The following is an 18,222-nucleotide window of genomic DNA, read 5'->3' on the forward strand; positions in this document are numbered from 1 at the left end:
GGAGCCAATCACTATGAGCAACAACGAAAAAGACCAGCAGTTTCGCGATCGCATGGCCGCTTCCACGAGTGAGGACGCCAAGCAATGGACCTCCCTGGACCGGAAAGCCGAGAGCGAGCAGCGCGACGTGGACAAGATGCAACGCTCGTTGGACAAGCGCCTCGATCCGGAGCGCATCATCCAGTTGGAGGAGCAGGTTCAGAGTCTAGGCCTTCAACGCCACGAGATGGAGGTGGCCGGCCGCCCCGGCCTCTTCCTTCGGAAGCAGCGAGCCGAATACGACGAGAAGCTGCAGGGCATCGAGACCGGCCTGAAGGAAGCACGCAAAGACATCCGGGAATGGTCCCGGCAATCCGAGCCGGAGGTGGTAGCCAAGCATCAGGCGCGCATGCAAGGCAAGCAGGACGAGCTCAACGAGACCGTGAAGCAGCGTCAAGGCCTGGGCATGCTGCCCTCGGAAGAGAAAAAGCAGGAGCAGCGCGTCGATGGGGCGGTCGAGACCCCGATGATGCGGGTGGACGAATGGCGAAAGAACCGTCAAGCCACGCAGGGGGGAGACGGTGGCACGGAGGCGAGCGTGCCCCAATACGGACATGGCAAGTTCGGGTTTGCCACCTTTGCTGCCACCGCAAAGGCCGAGCAGGAAAAGATGCGCAAATACGAGAGCGAGTTCGACTGGCAGAAGCAGGATCGCGAGCGCCAGCCCAACGTCTTCCGTCAGTGAAGACAGACGCTTCCCACAAAGGGCTCCTCGGGGCCCTTTGTGTATGCAGCGTCGAATCATGAGTGGTCCGATCTACCCATAAATGCAACGTCAAAAGCAGCTTAAGGCAACAGCAAGGATCGGGGTTTGACAAAGGGAAAAGCGGACGCATGCTGAAGCAATGAACAACAATCCCAAGCGATTTGCCAGGCCAAAACGAACCGCCGTCATCAATGCGCGGGTTGAGCCCGAGTGCCGTGAAGCCTTGGAGGCGTATGCGCGCAAGCATGGTTACTCCCTGGCCGATGCCCTCTCGCGACTGATCAAAGAACATCTCATCAAGCAATAGTTACGGCGTTGACTAAAATGGAAAACTGTCGAGCGCTTCTCGTTTTCGCGCTTGCCAATGTGTGCATTTGTGTTTGACTGGGTTTACACAAAACACAATCGAGGGAGGTCCTCATGCATATTTTCGCTGACGCTTATGAGTTTTCGGTAGACAACGTGGGAAACCTGTTGCTCACGCTGGGTGGGATTTCCGTGGTGAGCTACGTGGTCGCAAACGTCGCCGGCTGGTTGGCATGATTGCCTGGATCCGCGCCGATCTAGAACAAATGGACCTGCACAACGTCGTGTTTGTCCTTCAGGTCGGTTTTGTGGTCGGGATTGCACTCTTCCTGAAAGTTTGCGGGTGATTGCCAAACCGGAAAAAACCGGTATGCAATGGGGATGGAACCCCACATCGACAATCAAGCAACCCTGAGCGGGGGCGATTTTTTGAATCGTCCCCATGAGTCGTTGCTCCACCCCATCCTCCACCCGCTGACCCTTGCCCGGTTCTACGGCAAGCACCACGAGCAGTTGGCCACGTCCGACCCCAGGCAAGCGCTGGCGTTGGCCGAGCAGTTCTGCCGTCAGGCCCAAGTTGCTGGTTTGGACACCTGCACAGAGGTGGGTTTCGACTGGGTGATGACGCCCAGCCGGTTCTCCAATCGAATCAACCTTGAGCTGGGTCAGGGCGGCCATGCCACGCTGGTCCAGGTTGGACCCGCTCTTTCCCCCTATCAGTTGGATGCGACGATCTATGCCGGCGTCAAAGGACACAAGGCGCTCGCTCAGATCTACGCCTTGCTGCCCAGTGATCAACGGGCCGGCCTCCTGTCGGAACTGCGCGAATCCATCGACCAGGTTCAGGCCAACCGCATCGCCGCCGATCGGCTCCAGGCGCTGCGGGCCCAGCCCGAGCTGCCTTCGCCACCCCTGCCGCGTTTGGACATTGCCCGCGTGCTGCAGCGCTTCGAGGTTCCCGAGCAGCAGGCAAAGGCGACAGAACAGCACCTCATCGCGACCTACGGCGACGCGTTGACACGGATGCATGGGAGCCAGGTGATTGCTGCTGCCCATGCGCGTTCTCCGCACTTAGGGCTCTACGGAGCGCCTTGGCAGACTTGGCTTTGCGACCACGCAACGACGGGGAGCCTCGATGGGGTGGAGGCGTGTTTGGGTATGCAGGCCGAGCCCAATGTCCCCAACACCAATGGTGAGACGCCGCTACACCTTGTTGCGCGCCACGGCCACCCCGGCATCGTTCGTCGGTTGATTCGGGCCGGCTCGGATCCAGCCTTGGGCAACCCCCTTGGCGAAACACCTCTCCACGTTGCTGCCCAACACAATCATGCGCGTTGCTGCCTGGAGTTGCTGGCTGCAGGCGCGGACCCCGGGCATTTGGACCGGGAAGGGCGGAAGCCTGGTGACGTGCACCGGGGAAGGGGGAAGGGGCGTGAGCAAGCCTTCGGTCTATGACTGCTGGAGCTGGACGGTCCCATCGAGCATCGAGCCAAGCCGGGACGTCCGGTATTGGCCCCAGGCCCTGCTGTCCGGGGTCTGCGTCGCCACGGTGACCTATCCAGCCGCGCTATGGCTGGGCTGGCAGATTGGGAGCAGCCACACCCTCATGAACTACAGCCAAGGCCTCACCGGAAGCCTGGCGGCGCTGGGCAACCTTGCCACCGGCACCATCTCCCTGCGTGAGCCGGCCAGCGCGTTCTGGGAGGTCGCCCGCGAGCAGGCCACCTTCGGCACACTGGCGAGGATTGGAGTTGCTGCAGGGTTAGCTGGGTGGGCGGCTGCGTGGGTCACCCGCCGGGGCCTCATCCCTCGCTCGAACACCTGGCACGTATCCGGTGCTCAACTGCTCCAGGGCAAAGAAGCGCTGACTGAAGCTCGCCGGCGTTCGCTCACCAAGAAAGAGCGGGAAGACGAGGTGCATGCCTTGTCGCTGCACCCGGATTGGATGGTCTCCAAGAAGCTTCTGGCTCGTCACATGTTCCTTTACGGAAGCGTGGGCTCGGGCAAGAGCGTCATCCTCAAGCACCTGCTGGAGCAGGTGATGCGGCTAAACAAGAAAGCCTTCGTTTATGACATCAAGGGCGACTTCACCTCCATCTTCAAACGGCCGGCGATTGTTTGCCCGTTCGACAAACGCAGCTGGGTCTGGGACGTGGGTAGGGACGTAGCCACCGTGACCCAAGCCGCCGCTTTTTCCCAATCAATCATTCCCAGCGAAGAAGGCTCTGGGGCGTTCTGGGCTTCCGCAGCGCAAGCGCTGTTGGAAGGCTGCGTGCGCGAGCTACAAGCGACGAAAGGCAAGGACTGGGGGTGGTCAGAACTGGCCGAGTTGGTTGTCCGACCCGCTGAACAAATGGGGGAGGCCATGACGCTCTACTACCCCCGTGCAGGAGCGCTGATTTCCAATCCAGACAGCAACACCACCTCCAGCTGCATGGCCGTCCTCGCCAACGGAACGGCGGTTATCGAGCGCCTGGCCCTGGCCTGGCCTGAGCGCATTCCCCGGCGCATGTTCTCCATGTTGGATTGGATCAAAGACGACTACACGGGGCGCAAGCAGGTCATCGTTCAATCAGGGCCGGACGAGGTGCTTGCGCGCAGTTACATCTCGGCCATGATCAACGTCGCGGTGCCAGAAATCATTGGGCCGAGCCTGCCGGATGATGAAGCCGGGCGATTCCTGGGGTTCTTCTTCGATGAGCTCACATCAGCTGGCAAGCTCAACATCGAGCCATTGCTGGCCCTGGGCCGCTCAAAAGGCGTAGTGGCCTGCATGGCCGTGCAGGACTGGAGCCAGGTTGAGAAGGTCTACGGCGACAAGACAGCCCGGGCATTCAGTGGGTTGGTCGGCACACACATTGTTTGCCAGTTGCAGGTCGGCGAGACGCGAGAAAAAATCAGCCGGAACCTGGGCAAGCGGACCGTTGCTTGGCGCACGCATGACGACAAGGCGACCATCCACGAGGAGAGCAAGGCGATTGTGCCACCAGGCCGGCTCACCGACGATCTAGGCTTCCGCAAAGGGAAGGCCTACGGCAAGGAACACTGGGGCATCCGGGCCATCGTGCAGAGCTCCGGCGATTTGTTGTTGTTGTCCTGGCCGGGCGTCAGCTACCCGAAGGTCCGAGATGGCCAGAAACGTGCGAAGTGGACCAAGCAGGGGGCGCAACCGGTGCAGAAAAATTCCCTGCCCGAAGCCAACGCGCAGAGCGCCGCGGAGGTCCAGCGCGTCCTGAAACTGACCGCCGATCAAGCCAGCGCAGAGCTTCAGAAGCGGGGGGCAACGCCGCCGAAGCTCCGCGCCGTCAGTGACGATGAGCTGGAACACATCTTCCGGAAGTAGATCAATCTCGCTCTTCCTCATCCTGGCCGTAGCTTGGTGACAAGAACTCGAAGCTCTCAAGCCGGTCGCAGTTGATGCAGTGATACATGTGAGAAGCGTCTTGGAAATGCATGCCGCAGAAGGATCCGCAAAACGGGCAGCACTCTTCGAACTCCAAGTCACCCCAGTTCCAGACACCCATGTATTCGGGTATGCCATCTCGGTCATGACCTACGATGGCGAATGAGTCCTCCGTCGTCCCCACAAAGCCGTCAATGCCAAAGTGCGAGAGGATTGGGAGGACATCCGCTGGGTCAATGTGAAACCACTCGCCGTGGCCTCGCTGAACGTTGAAGTGTTCGTGGATCTCTCTCTCCACGCGGACGTCGTCGTCGGTGCGGATCCAGCCGAGCAGCAACAGCTTGCGATGGTTCCCAGTTTGTAGATTGCGACGGCGCCGTTCGATGTCTTTGGTTCGGCCAATCTTGACCAGCTCGTCGGTGTCTTCAATGAAGAAATAGATCATCCAGGCCTCCGATTCCCATTGCTGATTTGAGCATTTTTGCTATGCATTGGGGAACACCCGCAGAGGAGAGCCCCATGTTCAACGTCACCGCATTGACCGCCCAAGGCACGGACAACAAGTCCGGTGCAGCCGTCGTTGAGTATCTGATGGCTACCGAGTATTACTTCGACAAAGACGGAAACGCGCAGGACACCATGGCGTGGGGCGGCAAGATGGCCGCGCACCTCAACCTGCTCTCTGCCGCGGTGACACGCGAGACAATGAGCAAGTTGGCTGAGGGGTTCGACCCACTGACGGGGAGGGCGCTATGCCAGAACGCAGGGCACAAGGGGAGGGTGCGGCCAAAGGTAGACAAGAACGGGGATCCCATCATGGATGCCCAGGGCAAGCCCGAGGTTGTTGTGGTCGGTGGTCACCGGGTCGGCTATGACGTCACGGTGTCGGCGCCCAAGGACGTCGGGATTCTCTTTGCAATGGAAACGCCAGAACGGCGCGATGCGGTGCTCAAGGCGCACCAGGCCGCTTCTGCAACGGCGATGAACCGCCTGGAATCGATGGTCGAGACCCGCCGCGGGAAAGGCGGCAAAGACGTGATCGGCGTCAGCGGCTTGGTGTGGTCCAGCCACCAGCACTTTGCCGGGCGAGACCTGGACATGGATCTCCACACCCACCACCTGGTCTACGGGGTGGCGTTGGGCGAGGACGGCAAGGAATCGACCTTCGATGCCGTCGAAATCTACCGGCATGCCCGGGCCATGGACGAAATCTACAAGCTGGAGCTCTACAAGAACCTTCAGGACTTGGGCTACCAGGTCGAGCACGTCCGGGAGCTGGACGACGACGGCAAAGAAACCGACCGATCCTACGCACGCCTGGCCGGCATCGACCAGGACGTCATCGACCACTTCAGCAAGCGCCGGAAGGCCCTGCTCGAATACGCAGAGCAGCACGGGGTCACCAACCAGCAGGCGAACAAGGCCACCCGCAAGCACAAGCACGAACCCACGTATGCCGAGCTGGCGGAGCACTGGCAGGAAGCGTTGAAGGGCTTCGAGCTGACCCCGGAAACGTTAAAAGCGGCGCAGGGCAACCTGGACGCAGTGGAGCACAAGAGCGACGCCGAGTTGCTGGAGCTGCTGCATCAGAACGAGGCGGTGTTCAACCGCATTGATCTGGTGCGGGTGCTGGGGATGGAATACGCCGGCAAGCTGGACGCGGCAGGGCTCGATGCCCGCATTGAACAGTTCAAGCAAGACAATGGCCTGGTGCTGGTCAACGCCGAGCGCCTGGCAGACGAAGACCGGGGGCTGACGCTGGCCCGCAAGCACACCGAGGATCGGTTCTGCGCCCCGTGGATGCTGGAAGCCGAGCAAGCGGTGGTGGACATCGCCAACCGCCGTGCCAAAGAGGCCCAGCACCACACCTCGCAGGCCACGGTGAATCGCGTCATCGAGGACTACCAGCAAGTCAAGGGTTTCCAGCTTACGCAGGAGCAGTTGGTGGCCGTGAACCACATCTGCCGAGGCAGTGGTGGAGTAGCGAACTTGAGCGGCCTGGCAGGCACGGGCAAGACCACGATTTCGGAGCTCTACAAGGAGGCCCTGGAATCCGAAGGCATGGTGCTCTTGGGGGTGTGCGTGTCGAACAAGGCCGCCCAGAAGCTTGAAGCGGAATCGGGGATGCCCTCCGCGTCTATGGCCCAGATGCTGTTCGATTTGGATGAGGGGAAGCGCTTGCTTCAGCCCAACGACGTGATCGTGATCGATGAAGCAGGCATGGTGGACACCCGCGACACCCGAGCCTTGTTGGCCTATGCCGAGAAAGCGAAGGCCAAGGTCATCCTCCAGGGCGACGCAGAGCAGTTGCAGCCCATCGGGGCCGGGTCCGGCTTTCAGCTCACCAAAAAGGCGGTGGGCGACGTGAAGTTGACCGAGATTCGCCGGCAGGCGCGGCAGGAGGACCGCGAGACGGCAATGGGATTCTATGCTCGGGACGAGAACGGCAAGGTGATAGATCTGAAGAAGGGCGCCCGCAGCCGGCAACAAACGCTGGACATGGGTGAGGAGCAAAAAAAGCGGCTGATGGACTCCATCGTGGAAGCCCACTCGCAGGAGAAATCCATCGAGCGCCTCGTGACCGACTACTTCAAGAACAAGGCCCCGTTGGACGACAAGCTGGTGCTGGCGCATAGCCGGGCCGAGGTGGGCGCGCTCAACGCCGGGATTCGCCAAGGGCTGAAGGAGCGCGGCGAGATCGGCACCGATGAAGTGGTGGTGGAGGGGCGCGTCAATGGCCGCAAGTTCGATCTAGCCTTGGTGGAAGGGGATCGGGTGATGTTCACCGCAAAGAATAAAGAGCTGGGGGTGGTCAACGGCACCCAGGCCACCATCGAATCCATGAAACCGTCGCGCTCGGGCGGCTACGACATCACCGGCACGCTGCGGTCTGAGAACCCAAAGGAGAACGGGCGCAAGGTGGTGTGGAACACCCACCAGCACAAGGCAGTGGTCCACGATTACGCGGTGACCGTCCATAAATCCCAAGGGCAGGGCAAGCGCGAGGTGTTCCACCTCATGAACTTGGGGATGATGGACAACGCCAGTTCGCTGGTGGCGTTTACCCGGCTCACCACGGGCCGCTACAGGCTCTACGGCACCTACGATGACGTGGAGCAGCTGAACACTCGATTGGGCTTGGAGCGACTGAAGTCCACAGTCCTGGACGCTGGGCTCCGTCATGACTCGCAACCAGCCGTGGAAGAGGGGGGTAAGCAGGAGCCCATTGCGTCTGCGGCCCCGAAAGCCCAGCGGCCCCCCATGCAGCGAAGCGGCATCCAAGGCAAGCTGGACAAGGTAGTGAAAGAGCACCGCGAGCAGCGGCAGGCCCAAGCCCAGATGAGCGAGGGCGAGCGCAGGGCACGCGGGTTACTTGAAGTGTTCGAGGCGCTTCGACGCACGCCACGACCACAGGCCGAGCCGGCAGTCCCGGTGCAAACCCCTCTTCAACGGCAGGGAATCACCCGGTGATAGGCATGCAGGGCGGCCATGCCGCCCCTTGCCTTCTTCCCCTCACGCTTTTGCTTTCAGGCGCGGCCCATTGGCCGCGTTGAAAGAGATCGCAGGGTGGACTACGGCTTCTGCCGGGCCACACAGCTACAGACCCATTGCACCGAGGCGAAGGAGGGTCAAAGCAGCGCAGAGAAGTGCGGGATAGAGAATCAACCACTTGAAAAACCCCCATGCCAGCGACGGTGAAGACCCGAGAACGTGACGTTTTCCTGGGGCCGCCTCTGGCCACCGATAGCCAGATGCCAGGGACTTCATGTAACCCGTGGTGCGCCTGCGAGGATCGCGAATGAGTTGCCCTGGGGGCTTGGCATAGATGCGCCAGCCCTGATTGAACGCCTTGTAGCGCCAGGCATACTCGTGCAGCTCCGCGTCGGCCTGCGTGCCAGTCATGCTGGAAAGCGGAACAAAGGTGAACGGCTTGCCTTGCCAACCCCCACGAGCGCTGCGGTGCTGCTGCTCCCGCTGCTTCAGATCGACGGTCTGCCCCACGTAACAGCACCCGTTGTTGAAGAACAACCCGTAGAGGCGCCGAGGGCGGGGCAGGTATTTTTGATTGCGTTTCCAGTTCAAAGGTCCTCCATAGATGGGTATACCTACATACCCATAAAAGAAAGATCCGATTCGTCAAGGCCTGCCACGAACAAAGGCCCCTTCTGGGGCCCTTGCCGAGATGCGATCACCTCCTTTTCTCACCACGCAATCGTTCAGCGCCCCAGGTTGATGCTGATCCCAAAGCCGGCTACGGGCTTGTTGCCTGAGCCGAAGGACACGCCAGCCGAGACGCTGGTGCGCTCCGAGATTCGGGCCCCCCAGCCGAAGCTCATCGCCGCTTCGCCGCCCGAGAACCCCACCCCAACGTTCAAGTTGACCTGGCCCACGGCAGTCCCACCATTCGCCGCCGCAGAGGTCGCCATCTGGGACATCGCTCCGAGCTGCGCCCCGAGCCCATTGGCCCGACGGTCCTGGTGGCGCAAGCGGCGGTCGGTATCGGTCCAGCGGTCGTTCCAGGCTTGCTGAGCGTCCCAGAGCTGGCCGCCGTTGACGGCGTCCGTCGACCCACGCTCGACCCGGCCCGCTTGAACGTTGGTCACGCGTTGATTGCCGGCATTGACTCCCGCAGTCGTGACCGAGGGACCCCCTTGAATGGAGACGCCTTGGGCATTGACCGTGGTTGCGCCGACGCTCACCGACCCGGCATCCGAGAGTTGCACGTCGTCGCTGACTGCAACGGTTTGGCTTCCGTCCGCGTTGGTGGTGACCTCAACGTTTTTGCCTGCCTTGGCCACCGAGCCGGAACCAGTGCCTGCGGTTCCGTCGAGGCCATCGTTGCCGGCCGGCCCCTGCGCGCCGGACTCGCCCTTCAGGCTCGCCAGCCAATCGCTTTCGTTGCCTTGGAAGCCGTTGCTCAACGCGACCTCGTAAGCGCTCAGACCGTCTGCGCCGCGTGGCCCAGGAATGCCAGAGCCGCTGCCCGGAGTTTGTTCAACAGCAGTGACTCGCCCATCGAGATCGTCCAACGCCGCTCCAACGGTCTGATGCGTTGCCCCGCTTCGGAACTGGTAGATCGGAGCTACAAAGTTCCCGTTAACGAATGTGGCACCGCCACCAAGCGCTTGGGCGGCCTGACGAACCTGCCCGAGGTTCGCCACGTCGGTGTCGGTCGTTCCGGCCCGAACGTTGGTGATCCGGCGGGTGCTCTGGCCCCCGTCCTCATAAGTGGAGCCCACGCTGACTTCATCGCTGGCCCAACAGCGGCTATGAGAACCCAAAGCGACGCAATCCTGCGCTCGGGCCTCAGCCCCAACGCCTAACGCAAGTGACTGAAATGCATCGGCAACGGCAGAAGTGCCTATGGCGACGGCATGGTCAGCGTTTGCCTCTGCCAAGGTGCCTTGAGCAATCGATGCATTGCCCCGCGAACGGCTGAAGTAGCCAAAGGACATGGAAAGATCCCCACTGGCTTGCGCCTGCACCCCCTGAGCCAACGATTTAACACCGGTCGCGACGGCTTGTTGTCCAACGGCTACCGCATCTTCGCCACCAGCAAAGCTCAAAGTGCCGATGGCAACAGTCCTCGCTGCCGCCGCATTCGCGGCTTGGCCAATGGCCATCGAGTTCTGGCCCGATGCCTGAGCATTGGTGCCAGACGCCTGCGCGTTCTCCCCAGAAGCATTGGCCTGAATCCCGGTCGCGATGGCCCCATTGCCCGTGGCAATGGCGAAGGCTCCTGTAGCAGTAGAGTTGGGTCCAGATGCCTGGGCGTATTCACCCGTGGCCGTTGAGTTAGGACCTGATGCGGTGGCACCTGTGCCGGTGGCGGTTTGGGCGTAAGCCGGCGCAACAAACAAAGCTGCGCCGATCAGTGCAGTTAAAACAGCTAGTCGATGCGGAAACATTCGAACCCTCCCGAGTTATGGATTGATACTTAAATCCATAGCAGGGGATTTCATTTGCGCAAGGCGATCAGGTGATCTTTTTCAGCTTGTTAGGTAAGGTCGCCAAACATGCTCGGTTCGGTGTTTCCCATTGCCAAGCCAATGGCTTTGCGGTTCCCCAAGCCGCGCACGCCCAACCCGACCCACGAGGGCACCAACTTGGTGGCAAGGCGCGTGCAAGCAAATAAGTAGCTGGCTCTAGCGGTGCTGCGAAAAGGGGGAGCTTGCGGCCTTGGCGATAAGCCAGCTTGGCCTGACTGCATTCGGACTTGAGTTCAACATGCGGGTAGTCCTTGGGGCTGGTCCAGCGCCCGCCCCAGTTCAATCCGACGATCTCCGACAGCTCCCCGAAGCGCAAGTAGCCGGCTGTTACGTGCGGATCGTTCAAGTTCCAGCTTGGCTCCCCGTCGACAAAAACGGCTGCGTCCAACGCCAGGCCGTAGTTGTGACAAGAGGACCAAGCCCCAACACTCGTGACGCCGCTGGCCGACGCCATCAATGCCGCTTGCCGCTCTGGGCTTCGATAGACCTCCACCGGCCGCACGTCATACCCCTCTGCTGCCAACTGGGCCAGGACGGCTTCTGCCTTTTCCCGCAACGAGGGCGAAACGCCTTTCCAGACTCGTTCTTGCTTGGGATGAAAGAAGCGGTAAACGGGGCTGTGAGCTTTTGGAGTTGTCGAACCCAGAGAGGGCAGTGATGGATTAGATGGGGTGGGTTTGACGGTTGAGCATCCGGCCAGCGCCATCGAAACGACGGCCGTCAGCACGGAAAAATATTTAACACGGGGTTGCATGCTTTCCTCCCAGAAAGATCAATGGATGCTTTCAGGGGTATTCGATTTTAAGGAAAGCGCAAGAGGGGCTTGGATAAGAAAGCCCCCGGCAAACCGGGGGAGGAGGCCTGTCGCCGAGGGCTTGGTGAGTCAGGGGAGGACTAAAACCCAGGCTCGGTTAAATCGATAGCATGCAAGCAGGGGAAGTCAATCCGACGCTGTCACTACAGAGCATGGATGAGGCTGTAGCGGTGGAGTAGCAATGCAAGCCCTCAGTAGGTGTGATCCCGGAAAAGATCCTTTAAAAACATGCAGATGCAAAACATACGCCCGTGATGCTTCATCAACGGGGTGTGTTCGGGCTTCTTCTCGGTCACGCGGGTTCCACTTGGTCGGTCGGGCAGGGGGCTGCCATGAAGCGGCCATTGTAGGGGCTGGGGATGACGGGCACGACCGGTGTCCGCCGTAGCCTTCAGTCGTCCAGGCCGATCTGACCCTGCGCCAGCGCTACCCGGCTGCCGTCAAGCAGGCCGCGGCTGAGCTTGCCGTCCTCGATGAACAGCAGTTCGCCGTTCTCGCCGTTCTTGATGCTGCTGTCGATGGCAATGATGCGATCACCGTGGAAGCTGCTGACATGCGGCATGGAGGTGTGGCCGACGACGATGCGCTTGAGCCCGAGCTGGTCCAGCACCTGTTGCACGCCGGCAGTGTCCAGCCGCCCGTCGAAATAGCCGCGGTACCAGATCGGGCTGGTCTTGCCGTCGTACAGCGGCGCGGTTGCCGGGTCGGCCTTGACCTCGGCCTTGGGCCGGCCCAGTGAGGCTTGGTAGGCGATGTTGGTGGTGTTCTGCTCCAGCGCCAGCGGCAAGGCCTCGGGGGAGATGCCGCCGTGCAGGAACAAGGTATCGCCAATGCGCAGCAGCACCGGTCGGGTTCGTAGCCATTGGCCGATCACCGAATCCGGCCCGTACAGCTGCGGGTAACTGCGCCCCAGCAATTGCGCGCTGCGCAGGTATTTGGGATTGACGTAGCGCAGGTCGTCGTACAACACCATGGTTTCATGGTTGCCGAGCACGAAATGCACCGCGCCACCGGCTTCAGCGGCTTGTTGTTGCAGCGTGTAGAGCAGCCAGAAGGCTTCGGTGACCTGCGGGCCCCGGTCGAATACATCGCCGGCGATCACCAGGGTGTCCTCACCCAGTGCCCAGTTGTCGTCCTGGTCGATCACGTGGTTGGCCCGCAGCAGCTGCAGCAGCAGGCCGTACTGGCCGTGGATGTCGGAGACGGCGACGATGCGCGGTACCGCGGGCAAGACGGCTATCGCAGGTTCGGCAAGCGCAGCGACATGCAGCGGATGCGGATAGCCGCAATCACGGTTCGCGCTGCGGATGCTGGCGCTGGCTCGCCTGTAGTTGCGGGTCGTGACCCGGTCATCGCATATCCATTGCGCCTGCAGCCGCTTGCCGTCGCGGAGGATGTAGGGGCCGTCGGCCAGTACATGGTCGGCCGATGCAGGCACTTCCTTGGCGTTGAGACCGAATGAGGGCAGGGCGCTGCACAGCAGCAGGATGCTGAAAAAGCGGGTCACAGTCATGCGGGGTTCCGATGTCAGGGGTCTTTCTGCACCCATGGCCAGACTACGCCGCGGGCCCGGCGATGGCATGTGCTATCCGTTGGTCATCCCGCCCGCGACTACTCGCGCCGCAGTGCGCTGCGCCCGGGTGCAGCGGGCAGTGCATCGCTGCCCATTACGACCCGATTGCGGCCCTGTTTCTTGGCCTGATACATGGCGGCGTCCGCACGGGCCATCACCCGCTCGTAGTCGGGGTGTCCGTCATAGAGGGCGGCGCCGATGCTGGCACTTATGGGCAGCGCCTGGCCATCGGCCAAGGTGACGGGGGCGTCGGCGATGCGCCGGCACAGGCCCTCGGCGATCACCAGCGCCTGCCGTTCATCCACCGCCACCAGCACCACCACGAATTCCTCGCCGCCATAACGGAACACGTAGTCACTGCCACGGGTGAACTGGCTCAGCAGCGCGGCGACGTGCTGCAGGGCGCGGTCACCGGCTTCGTGCCCGTACTGATCGTTGATGGCCTTGAAGTGATCCAGGTCCAGCAGCAGCACACCAAAGCTGCCACCCGACTTTTCCGCCAGCTCGATCTCGCGGCGAAGCACCGTCGGCAGGAAGCGACGATTGAGCAGGTTGGTCAAGGCGTCGCAGCCGGCATCCAGTTCGCCGATGCGTTCAAACAGCATACCCAGCAACGTGCGCGCCTGGCTGACCTTGGAGCGCACGTCCTGCAACTGCTGGAAGCGCGCGCCAGGATCGCTGTCCAGCTGCAACGCGAACCGCAGCAGTTGGTCGACTTCCGCGATCAGGTTGCTGATCTGGTGCGTCTCCGAGCTTTCGCCGAAGCTGGGAATGCCCTTGTGGGTAAACCACAGGCCGAACTCCGAGCGGGCCAGCGGCTGGAAGCTGCCTACATCCCCTTGCGCGGCGAGCGCATACAACAGGGTGTTTTCCCAGTCCAGCAACAGGGCGCGCTGGCGCTCACGCTCGGTACCGACGTTCTGCACCAGCGAGAACAGCCGATAGGCCGCGTCGGTACGTGAGGAGCGCTCGCGGGCATTGGAGTAGGCCAGGGTCATGCCTTCCAGCGCGATATCGAACGACGCGGTGAGGCTGGCGATGGCGGCGTGTGCGGTTTCGCCATGGCCGGCGTGTTGCCAGATGAGCTGGAACAGGCGCTGCTTCAGCACGCGGGTACCCCGGGTGACCAGGTCCACCGGAATGCCAACGCGGGCGTGTACGTCACCGATGATGCGTTGGTTGGCGATCAACTGCGCGACATTTTCGGGCGTTGCCTGTAGCAGGTCGCTGACCCAGCGCTGCATGGCAGGCTGCAGCCGGCCCCGCACCTGTTCGTGTGACAGCGAACGGGATGCTCGCGTGTCGTTCATCATCACCTTGTAGAAATGGGCGGCCAGTTCGGCGGCATTCCCCTCGGCCATGCCGGACAGCACTTGGCGCGCATCGTCTCCAGCGGTTACAAGGCTTTGTTGCCATGCTGCCGCCAGGGCAGAACTGTCCGGGTCGGCAGGTGACGGTGTTGCGATATTCATGCGTAAGCTGTGCGGCTACCGATAGGCAGAAGTTCGATATCGGCAGAAACAACGAGAGATTGAGGAGTTCGTGTTGTCCCGTATGTTTAGTAAAGGTTCAATGGCAGGGCTGTTGTCGCCAAGGTTGGCAAAGTCGTGATCAGCGCGGGGCCGTTTCCGTTGATGGCATTGGTCGGGCTGCTGGCATTGGCCATTGCCTGGGGGTTTTGCCGCGCGCTGTGCGCTGCCCAGGGCGGTCTTCGCAAACAGGCCGGCGCGGTAGTGCTGGATGCCTTCCTGCTGGGGCTGCTCGGCGCACGCCTGGCCCACGTGGCGTTGAATGCGACCGACTATCTTGCCCAGCCGCTGTCCATCATCCGCTTGGGCGATGGCGGCTATTCGGTGTGGGCCGGCGTGGCGGTGGCGGTGGCTTATGCACTGTGGAAGACCCGGGCGCAGGGGCTGCGCAAGCCGGTACTGCTGGGTCTGGCTGCGAGCGCGGCGTTCTGGGCGATCGCCGGGATGGCCGTGTTCGCGGTACAGCGCTCCAGCATTCCGTTGCCGGTCGCCGTATTGGCGGACCTGCAGGGCAGGCCGGCGCCGCTGGCGGCTTTTGCCGGCAAGCCGGTCGTGGTCAACCTGTGGGCGACCTGGTGTGGTCCCTGTCGGCGCGAAATGCCAGTGATGGCCGCGGCGCAGCGTGCGCACCCACAGGTGCAGTTTGTTTTCGCCAACCAAGGCGAAAGCGCAGATGAGGTCCAGCAGTATCTGCACGATGAAACGCTGCAGTTGGGCAACGTACTGCTGGACGTCGATTCGCAGGTGATGCAGCAGACCGGTGCCCGCGCACTGCCCACCACATTGTTTTTCCGTGCCGATGGCCGCCTGCAAAGCGTGCACATGGGCGAACTGTCGCGCGCCACACTTGAGGCGCGATTACGCGAGTTGCAGTAATTCATTTGTAGAGAGGTAGAAGATGATCCGTTCGCATTCCCTGACGTTGCTGTTGTCCACGGTGCTGCTGGCACCGGCCGCCTGTGCGCGCGATGGCGAGCCTGCGGGCAAGGCCCCGGCGGCTGCAGCTGCCGCTAGGCCGGCAGCTGATGCCAATGAGCCGGCTGTGGTGAAGACCCTGCGTTCGCAGGGTGTGGAGTTCATGGGTACGTTTGAGACACCGGTGGGCTTGACCGGTTACGCAGGTGTTGCCGGCCAGCGTCCGTTGGGTGTGTACGTGTCCAAGGATGGCGAATACGCCGTGGTGGGCACCTTGGTCAATGCCAAGGGTGAGGATGTCAGTGCAGCCAAGCTGAAGGAACTGGTGTCCGGTCCGATGGGGCAACAGGCCTGGGCACGCGCCGAGGCAACCCATTGGGTGCGCGATGGCAAGGCGGATGCGCCGCGCATCATCTATTCGTTCAGCGACCCCAACTGTCCGTACTGCAATCGCTTCTGGGAAGCGGCGCAGCCATGGGTGGCTGCAGGCAAGGTGCAGATCCGGCAGATACTGGTGGGCGTGATACGCGAGGACAGCGCCAACAAGGCCGCGGCGATCCTGGGCGCGGCGTCGCCAGAGCAGGCCTTGATCGAGAACGAACGCAATTTCGCCAAGGGCGGTATCAAGCCGCTGGCAACGGTACCTGCTGAAGTGCAGGCCAAGTTGCGCGCGAATGAAGCGGCGATGCTGGATCTGGGCTTCCAGGGAACGCCGGGCATCATCTTCAAGGATGCCGATGGCAGCGTGCAGATGCGCTCGGGCATGCCGCAGGCCGATGATATGCAGGCGGTGCTGGGGCCGCGCTGATCGCTGAATCGCTGGCGGCGATGTAATAGTCTCCGCCGCCAGCGCCTGACTAAGCTGGCACCGTTCCCCGGAGCCAGCCCATGAGCCACGACCACAACCACCTGCCCAACGAAATCCGCCACGAGAAACCCTTGTGGTGGGCGCTGGGTTTGACCACCGCCTACCTGGTGGTCGAAGTCGTTGGTGCCTTCTGGACCAACAGTCTGGCGCTGTTGTCTGATGCGGCGCATATGGCCACCGATGCGATCGGGCTGATGATCGCGCTCACCGCGGTGCGCCTGAGCCGGCGCCCGCCCGATGCCAAGCGCACCTATGGTTATGCACGTCTTGAAGCCCTCGGCGCGGTGGTCAATGGCCTGCTGTTGTTCGGCGTGGGCGTCTACATTCTCTGGGAGGCTGCCCAGCGCTTCCAGCAGCCGCAGGCCATCGCCTCGACCGGGATGATGTGGGTGGCTGCCTTCGGCCTGGTGGTCAATCTGATCGCCATGCGCCTGCTCAGTGCCGGCAGCGGCGAGAGCCTGAACGTCAAGGGTGCCTACCTGGAAGTGTGGAGCGACATGCTCGGTTCGGTGGCGGTGATCGCCGGTGGCCTGATCATCCATTTCACCGGCTGGACCCTGGTTGACCCGATCCTTGCCGTATTGATCGGCTTGTGGGTATTGCCGCGTACGTGGGTGTTGCTGCGCGATGCGATCAATGTGTTGCTGGAAGGCGTGCCGAAGGGAGTGGTGCTGGCTGACATCGAACAGGCGCTGCGTGGACATGCGGGTGTTGCGGGTGTGCACGATCTGCATGTGTGGGCGTTGGCATCCAGTACGCCGGCCCTGACCGTGCATGTGGTGATGGAGGATGGGCAACAGCCCGATGCGCTGCGCCGGCAGTTGGCCGACCTGCTGCACGAGCGGTTTGATATCGATCACGTGACGGTGCAGGTGGAGGTTGATCACTGCGGGGATGATTGTGCTGAGGTGAAGTCCAAGCAGGATGCTGACGGCGATGAGCATGGCCATGATCATGATCACGAAGGCCATGCGCATGGGCCGGATCATCAAGGGCATCACGGGCATGTGCACCGCTGAGTAGCGCGCTTTGCGCGCAACCCCTCTCCCCAACCCCTCTCCCGCAGGGGGAGAGGGGCTTTGAAGCTGCAATTGCAAACGCTGCTGGCGCTCGTAGTGCACTGAGCCCCTCTCCCCTTGCGGGAGAGGGGTTGGGGAGAGGGGGAAGGGCGCAAAGCGCCCAGCCATGAAGAAAAAACGGAGCCTCTCGGCTCCGTTTTGCATTCCATCAACTACTCAAAAACTCAAGCAACCGGCTCTCGCAGCACCGGCATGTCCCAGCCCGGGCGCGGTGCGAAACGGTCGCCGTGACGCGCCTGCAGGGTCTTCAGCTTCTCGACCAGCGCATCAACGCCGGTGGCGCGGATATGCTGGATCGGGCCGCCGCGGAAGGGGGCAAAGCCAGTGCCGAAGATCACGCCGGCATCGAGCAGGTCGGCATCGGCCACCACGCCATCGTGCAGGCAGGCCACGGCCTCGTTGAGCAGGGGCAGGATCAGGCGGTCTTCCAGGTCCGACGGCGCCTGGTAGTCCTTGGCCACTTCCGGTTTCACCGCACGGCCGTTCTCCCATTTGTAGATGCCCTGGCCATCCTTCTTGCCACGCTTGCCCTGTTCCACCGTCGCCAGTGCAGCGGGGATCTGCAGGCCCAGGAACGGCGCCAGTTCCTTGCCGACGCCAGCGGCCACGTCCAGGCCGACCGTATCCAGCAGTTCGATCGGGCCCATTGGCATGCCGAACTTGACCGCCGCCTTGTCGATCACCGGGCCGGGGATGCCTTCGGCGTAGGCGGTCGCGGCTTCCAGCATGTACGGGAACAGCACGCGGTTGACCAGGAAGCCCGGGGTGCCGGCAACCGGGACCGGGAACTTGCCCAGTGCCTTGCAGAACGCGGCCAGGCGCTTCTCGGTCTCTTGCGCCATGCCGTCGTGGTGGATGATCTCCACCAGCGGCATCTGTGCCACCGGGTTGAAGTAGTGCAGGCCGGCAAACTGCGCCGGGCGCTGGATGTGGTCACGCAGCTCGACCAGCGGGATCGAGGAGGTGTTGGTGGTCAGCAGCGCGTCGGCCTTCATCTTCG

General features: G+C 62.2%; 16 protein-coding genes. 9 read left to right on the forward strand and 7 right to left on the reverse strand.

Annotation, left to right across the window (positions count from 1 at the left end; genetic code table 11):
- Positions 1 to 13: 13 nt before the first annotated feature.
- The 5 genes from RT460_RS09640 (at position 14) to RT460_RS09660 (ending at position 4,394) form a co-directional block, all read left to right on the forward strand.
- Positions 14 to 724 (forward strand): hypothetical protein, encoded by a 711-nt coding sequence (locus RT460_RS09640; protein WP_313318662.1) that lies wholly within the window; start codon positions 14 to 16, stop codon positions 722 to 724.
- Between the two features lie 160 nt (positions 725 to 884).
- On the forward strand, positions 885 to 1,052 hold the full coding sequence (locus RT460_RS09645) for a hypothetical protein (RefSeq protein WP_192095073.1): 168 nt from the start codon (positions 885 to 887) through the stop codon (positions 1,050 to 1,052).
- 113 nt (positions 1,053 to 1,165) lie between these two features.
- Positions 1,166 to 1,288: a hypothetical protein gene (locus RT460_RS09650; RefSeq protein ID WP_313318663.1), complete on the forward strand. Its 123-nt coding sequence runs from the start codon at positions 1,166 to 1,168 to the stop codon at positions 1,286 to 1,288.
- Between the two features lie 144 nt (positions 1,289 to 1,432).
- Positions 1,433 to 2,506: an ankyrin repeat domain-containing protein gene (locus RT460_RS09655; RefSeq protein WP_313318664.1), complete on the forward strand. Its 1,074-nt coding sequence runs from the start codon at positions 1,433 to 1,435 to the stop codon at positions 2,504 to 2,506.
- Positions 2,484 to 4,394 (forward strand): type IV secretion system DNA-binding domain-containing protein, encoded by a 1,911-nt coding sequence (locus tag RT460_RS09660; protein WP_313318665.1) that lies wholly within the window; start codon positions 2,484 to 2,486, stop codon positions 4,392 to 4,394. Before RT460_RS09655 ends, RT460_RS09660 begins: the two co-directional genes overlap by 23 nt.
- Position 4,395: 1 nt before the next feature.
- On the opposite strand, the gene RT460_RS09665 is transcribed toward RT460_RS09660, so the two are convergent.
- Complete coding sequence (locus RT460_RS09665) at positions 4,396 to 4,899, reverse strand: GIY-YIG nuclease family protein (protein WP_313318667.1); 504 nt, start codon at positions 4,897 to 4,899, stop codon at positions 4,396 to 4,398.
- 74 nt (positions 4,900 to 4,973) lie between these two features.
- Here RT460_RS09665 and mobF point away from each other — a divergent pair, with 74 nt between their 5' ends.
- Positions 4,974 to 7,925, forward strand: coding sequence for a MobF family relaxase (mobF, locus tag RT460_RS09670; protein WP_313318668.1), 2,952 nt, complete (start codon positions 4,974 to 4,976; stop codon positions 7,923 to 7,925).
- Positions 7,926 to 8,051: 126 nt separating this feature from the next.
- Here the strand turns inward: mobF and RT460_RS09675 are convergent, their stop codons facing one another.
- The 5 genes from RT460_RS09675 to RT460_RS09695 all read right to left on the reverse strand — a co-directional run bounded on the left by RT460_RS09675 (position 8,052) and on the right by RT460_RS09695 (position 14,303).
- Complete coding sequence (locus RT460_RS09675; protein WP_313318670.1) at positions 8,052 to 8,537, reverse strand: GIY-YIG nuclease family protein; 486 nt, start codon at positions 8,535 to 8,537, stop codon at positions 8,052 to 8,054.
- Between the two features lie 134 nt (positions 8,538 to 8,671).
- Positions 8,672 to 10,363 (reverse strand): YadA-like family protein, encoded by a 1,692-nt coding sequence (locus tag RT460_RS09680; RefSeq protein ID WP_313318672.1) that lies wholly within the window; start codon positions 10,361 to 10,363, stop codon positions 8,672 to 8,674.
- Between the two features lie 67 nt (positions 10,364 to 10,430).
- Positions 10,431 to 11,198, reverse strand: a complete 768-nt coding sequence (locus RT460_RS09685; protein WP_313318673.1) for a M15 family metallopeptidase — start codon at positions 11,196 to 11,198, stop codon at positions 10,431 to 10,433.
- A gap of 451 nt (positions 11,199 to 11,649) precedes the next feature.
- On the reverse strand, positions 11,650 to 12,771 hold the full coding sequence (locus RT460_RS09690) for a metallophosphoesterase (protein WP_313318674.1): 1,122 nt from the start codon (positions 12,769 to 12,771) through the stop codon (positions 11,650 to 11,652).
- Between the two features lie 98 nt (positions 12,772 to 12,869).
- Entirely contained in the window at positions 12,870 to 14,303 is a 1,434-nt protein-coding gene (locus RT460_RS09695; protein WP_313318676.1) for a GGDEF domain-containing protein, read from the reverse strand.
- A gap of 162 nt (positions 14,304 to 14,465) precedes the next feature.
- Here RT460_RS09695 and RT460_RS09700 point away from each other — a divergent pair, with 162 nt between their 5' ends.
- The 3 genes from RT460_RS09700 to RT460_RS09710 all read left to right on the forward strand — a co-directional run bounded on the left by RT460_RS09700 (position 14,466) and on the right by RT460_RS09710 (position 17,162).
- Complete coding sequence (locus RT460_RS09700; RefSeq protein ID WP_313318679.1) at positions 14,466 to 15,236, forward strand: TlpA disulfide reductase family protein; 771 nt, start codon at positions 14,466 to 14,468, stop codon at positions 15,234 to 15,236.
- Positions 15,237 to 15,258: 22 nt separating this feature from the next.
- On the forward strand, positions 15,259 to 16,083 hold the full coding sequence (gene dsbG / locus RT460_RS09705; RefSeq protein ID WP_313318681.1) for a thiol:disulfide interchange protein DsbG: 825 nt from the start codon (positions 15,259 to 15,261) through the stop codon (positions 16,081 to 16,083).
- A gap of 80 nt (positions 16,084 to 16,163) precedes the next feature.
- Positions 16,164 to 17,162: a cation diffusion facilitator family transporter gene (locus tag RT460_RS09710; protein ID WP_313318682.1), complete on the forward strand. Its 999-nt coding sequence runs from the start codon at positions 16,164 to 16,166 to the stop codon at positions 17,160 to 17,162.
- Between the two features lie 224 nt (positions 17,163 to 17,386).
- Here RT460_RS09710 and RT460_RS09715 read toward each other — a convergent pair.
- The coding region (locus tag RT460_RS09715) for a 3-hydroxyacyl-CoA dehydrogenase family protein (protein ID WP_313318685.1) at positions 17,387 to 18,222 on the reverse strand (836 nt) is incomplete at its 5' end.

This window comes from Stenotrophomonas sp., assembly GCF_032061965.1.
Lineage (GTDB): Bacteria > Pseudomonadota > Gammaproteobacteria > Xanthomonadales > Xanthomonadaceae > Stenotrophomonas.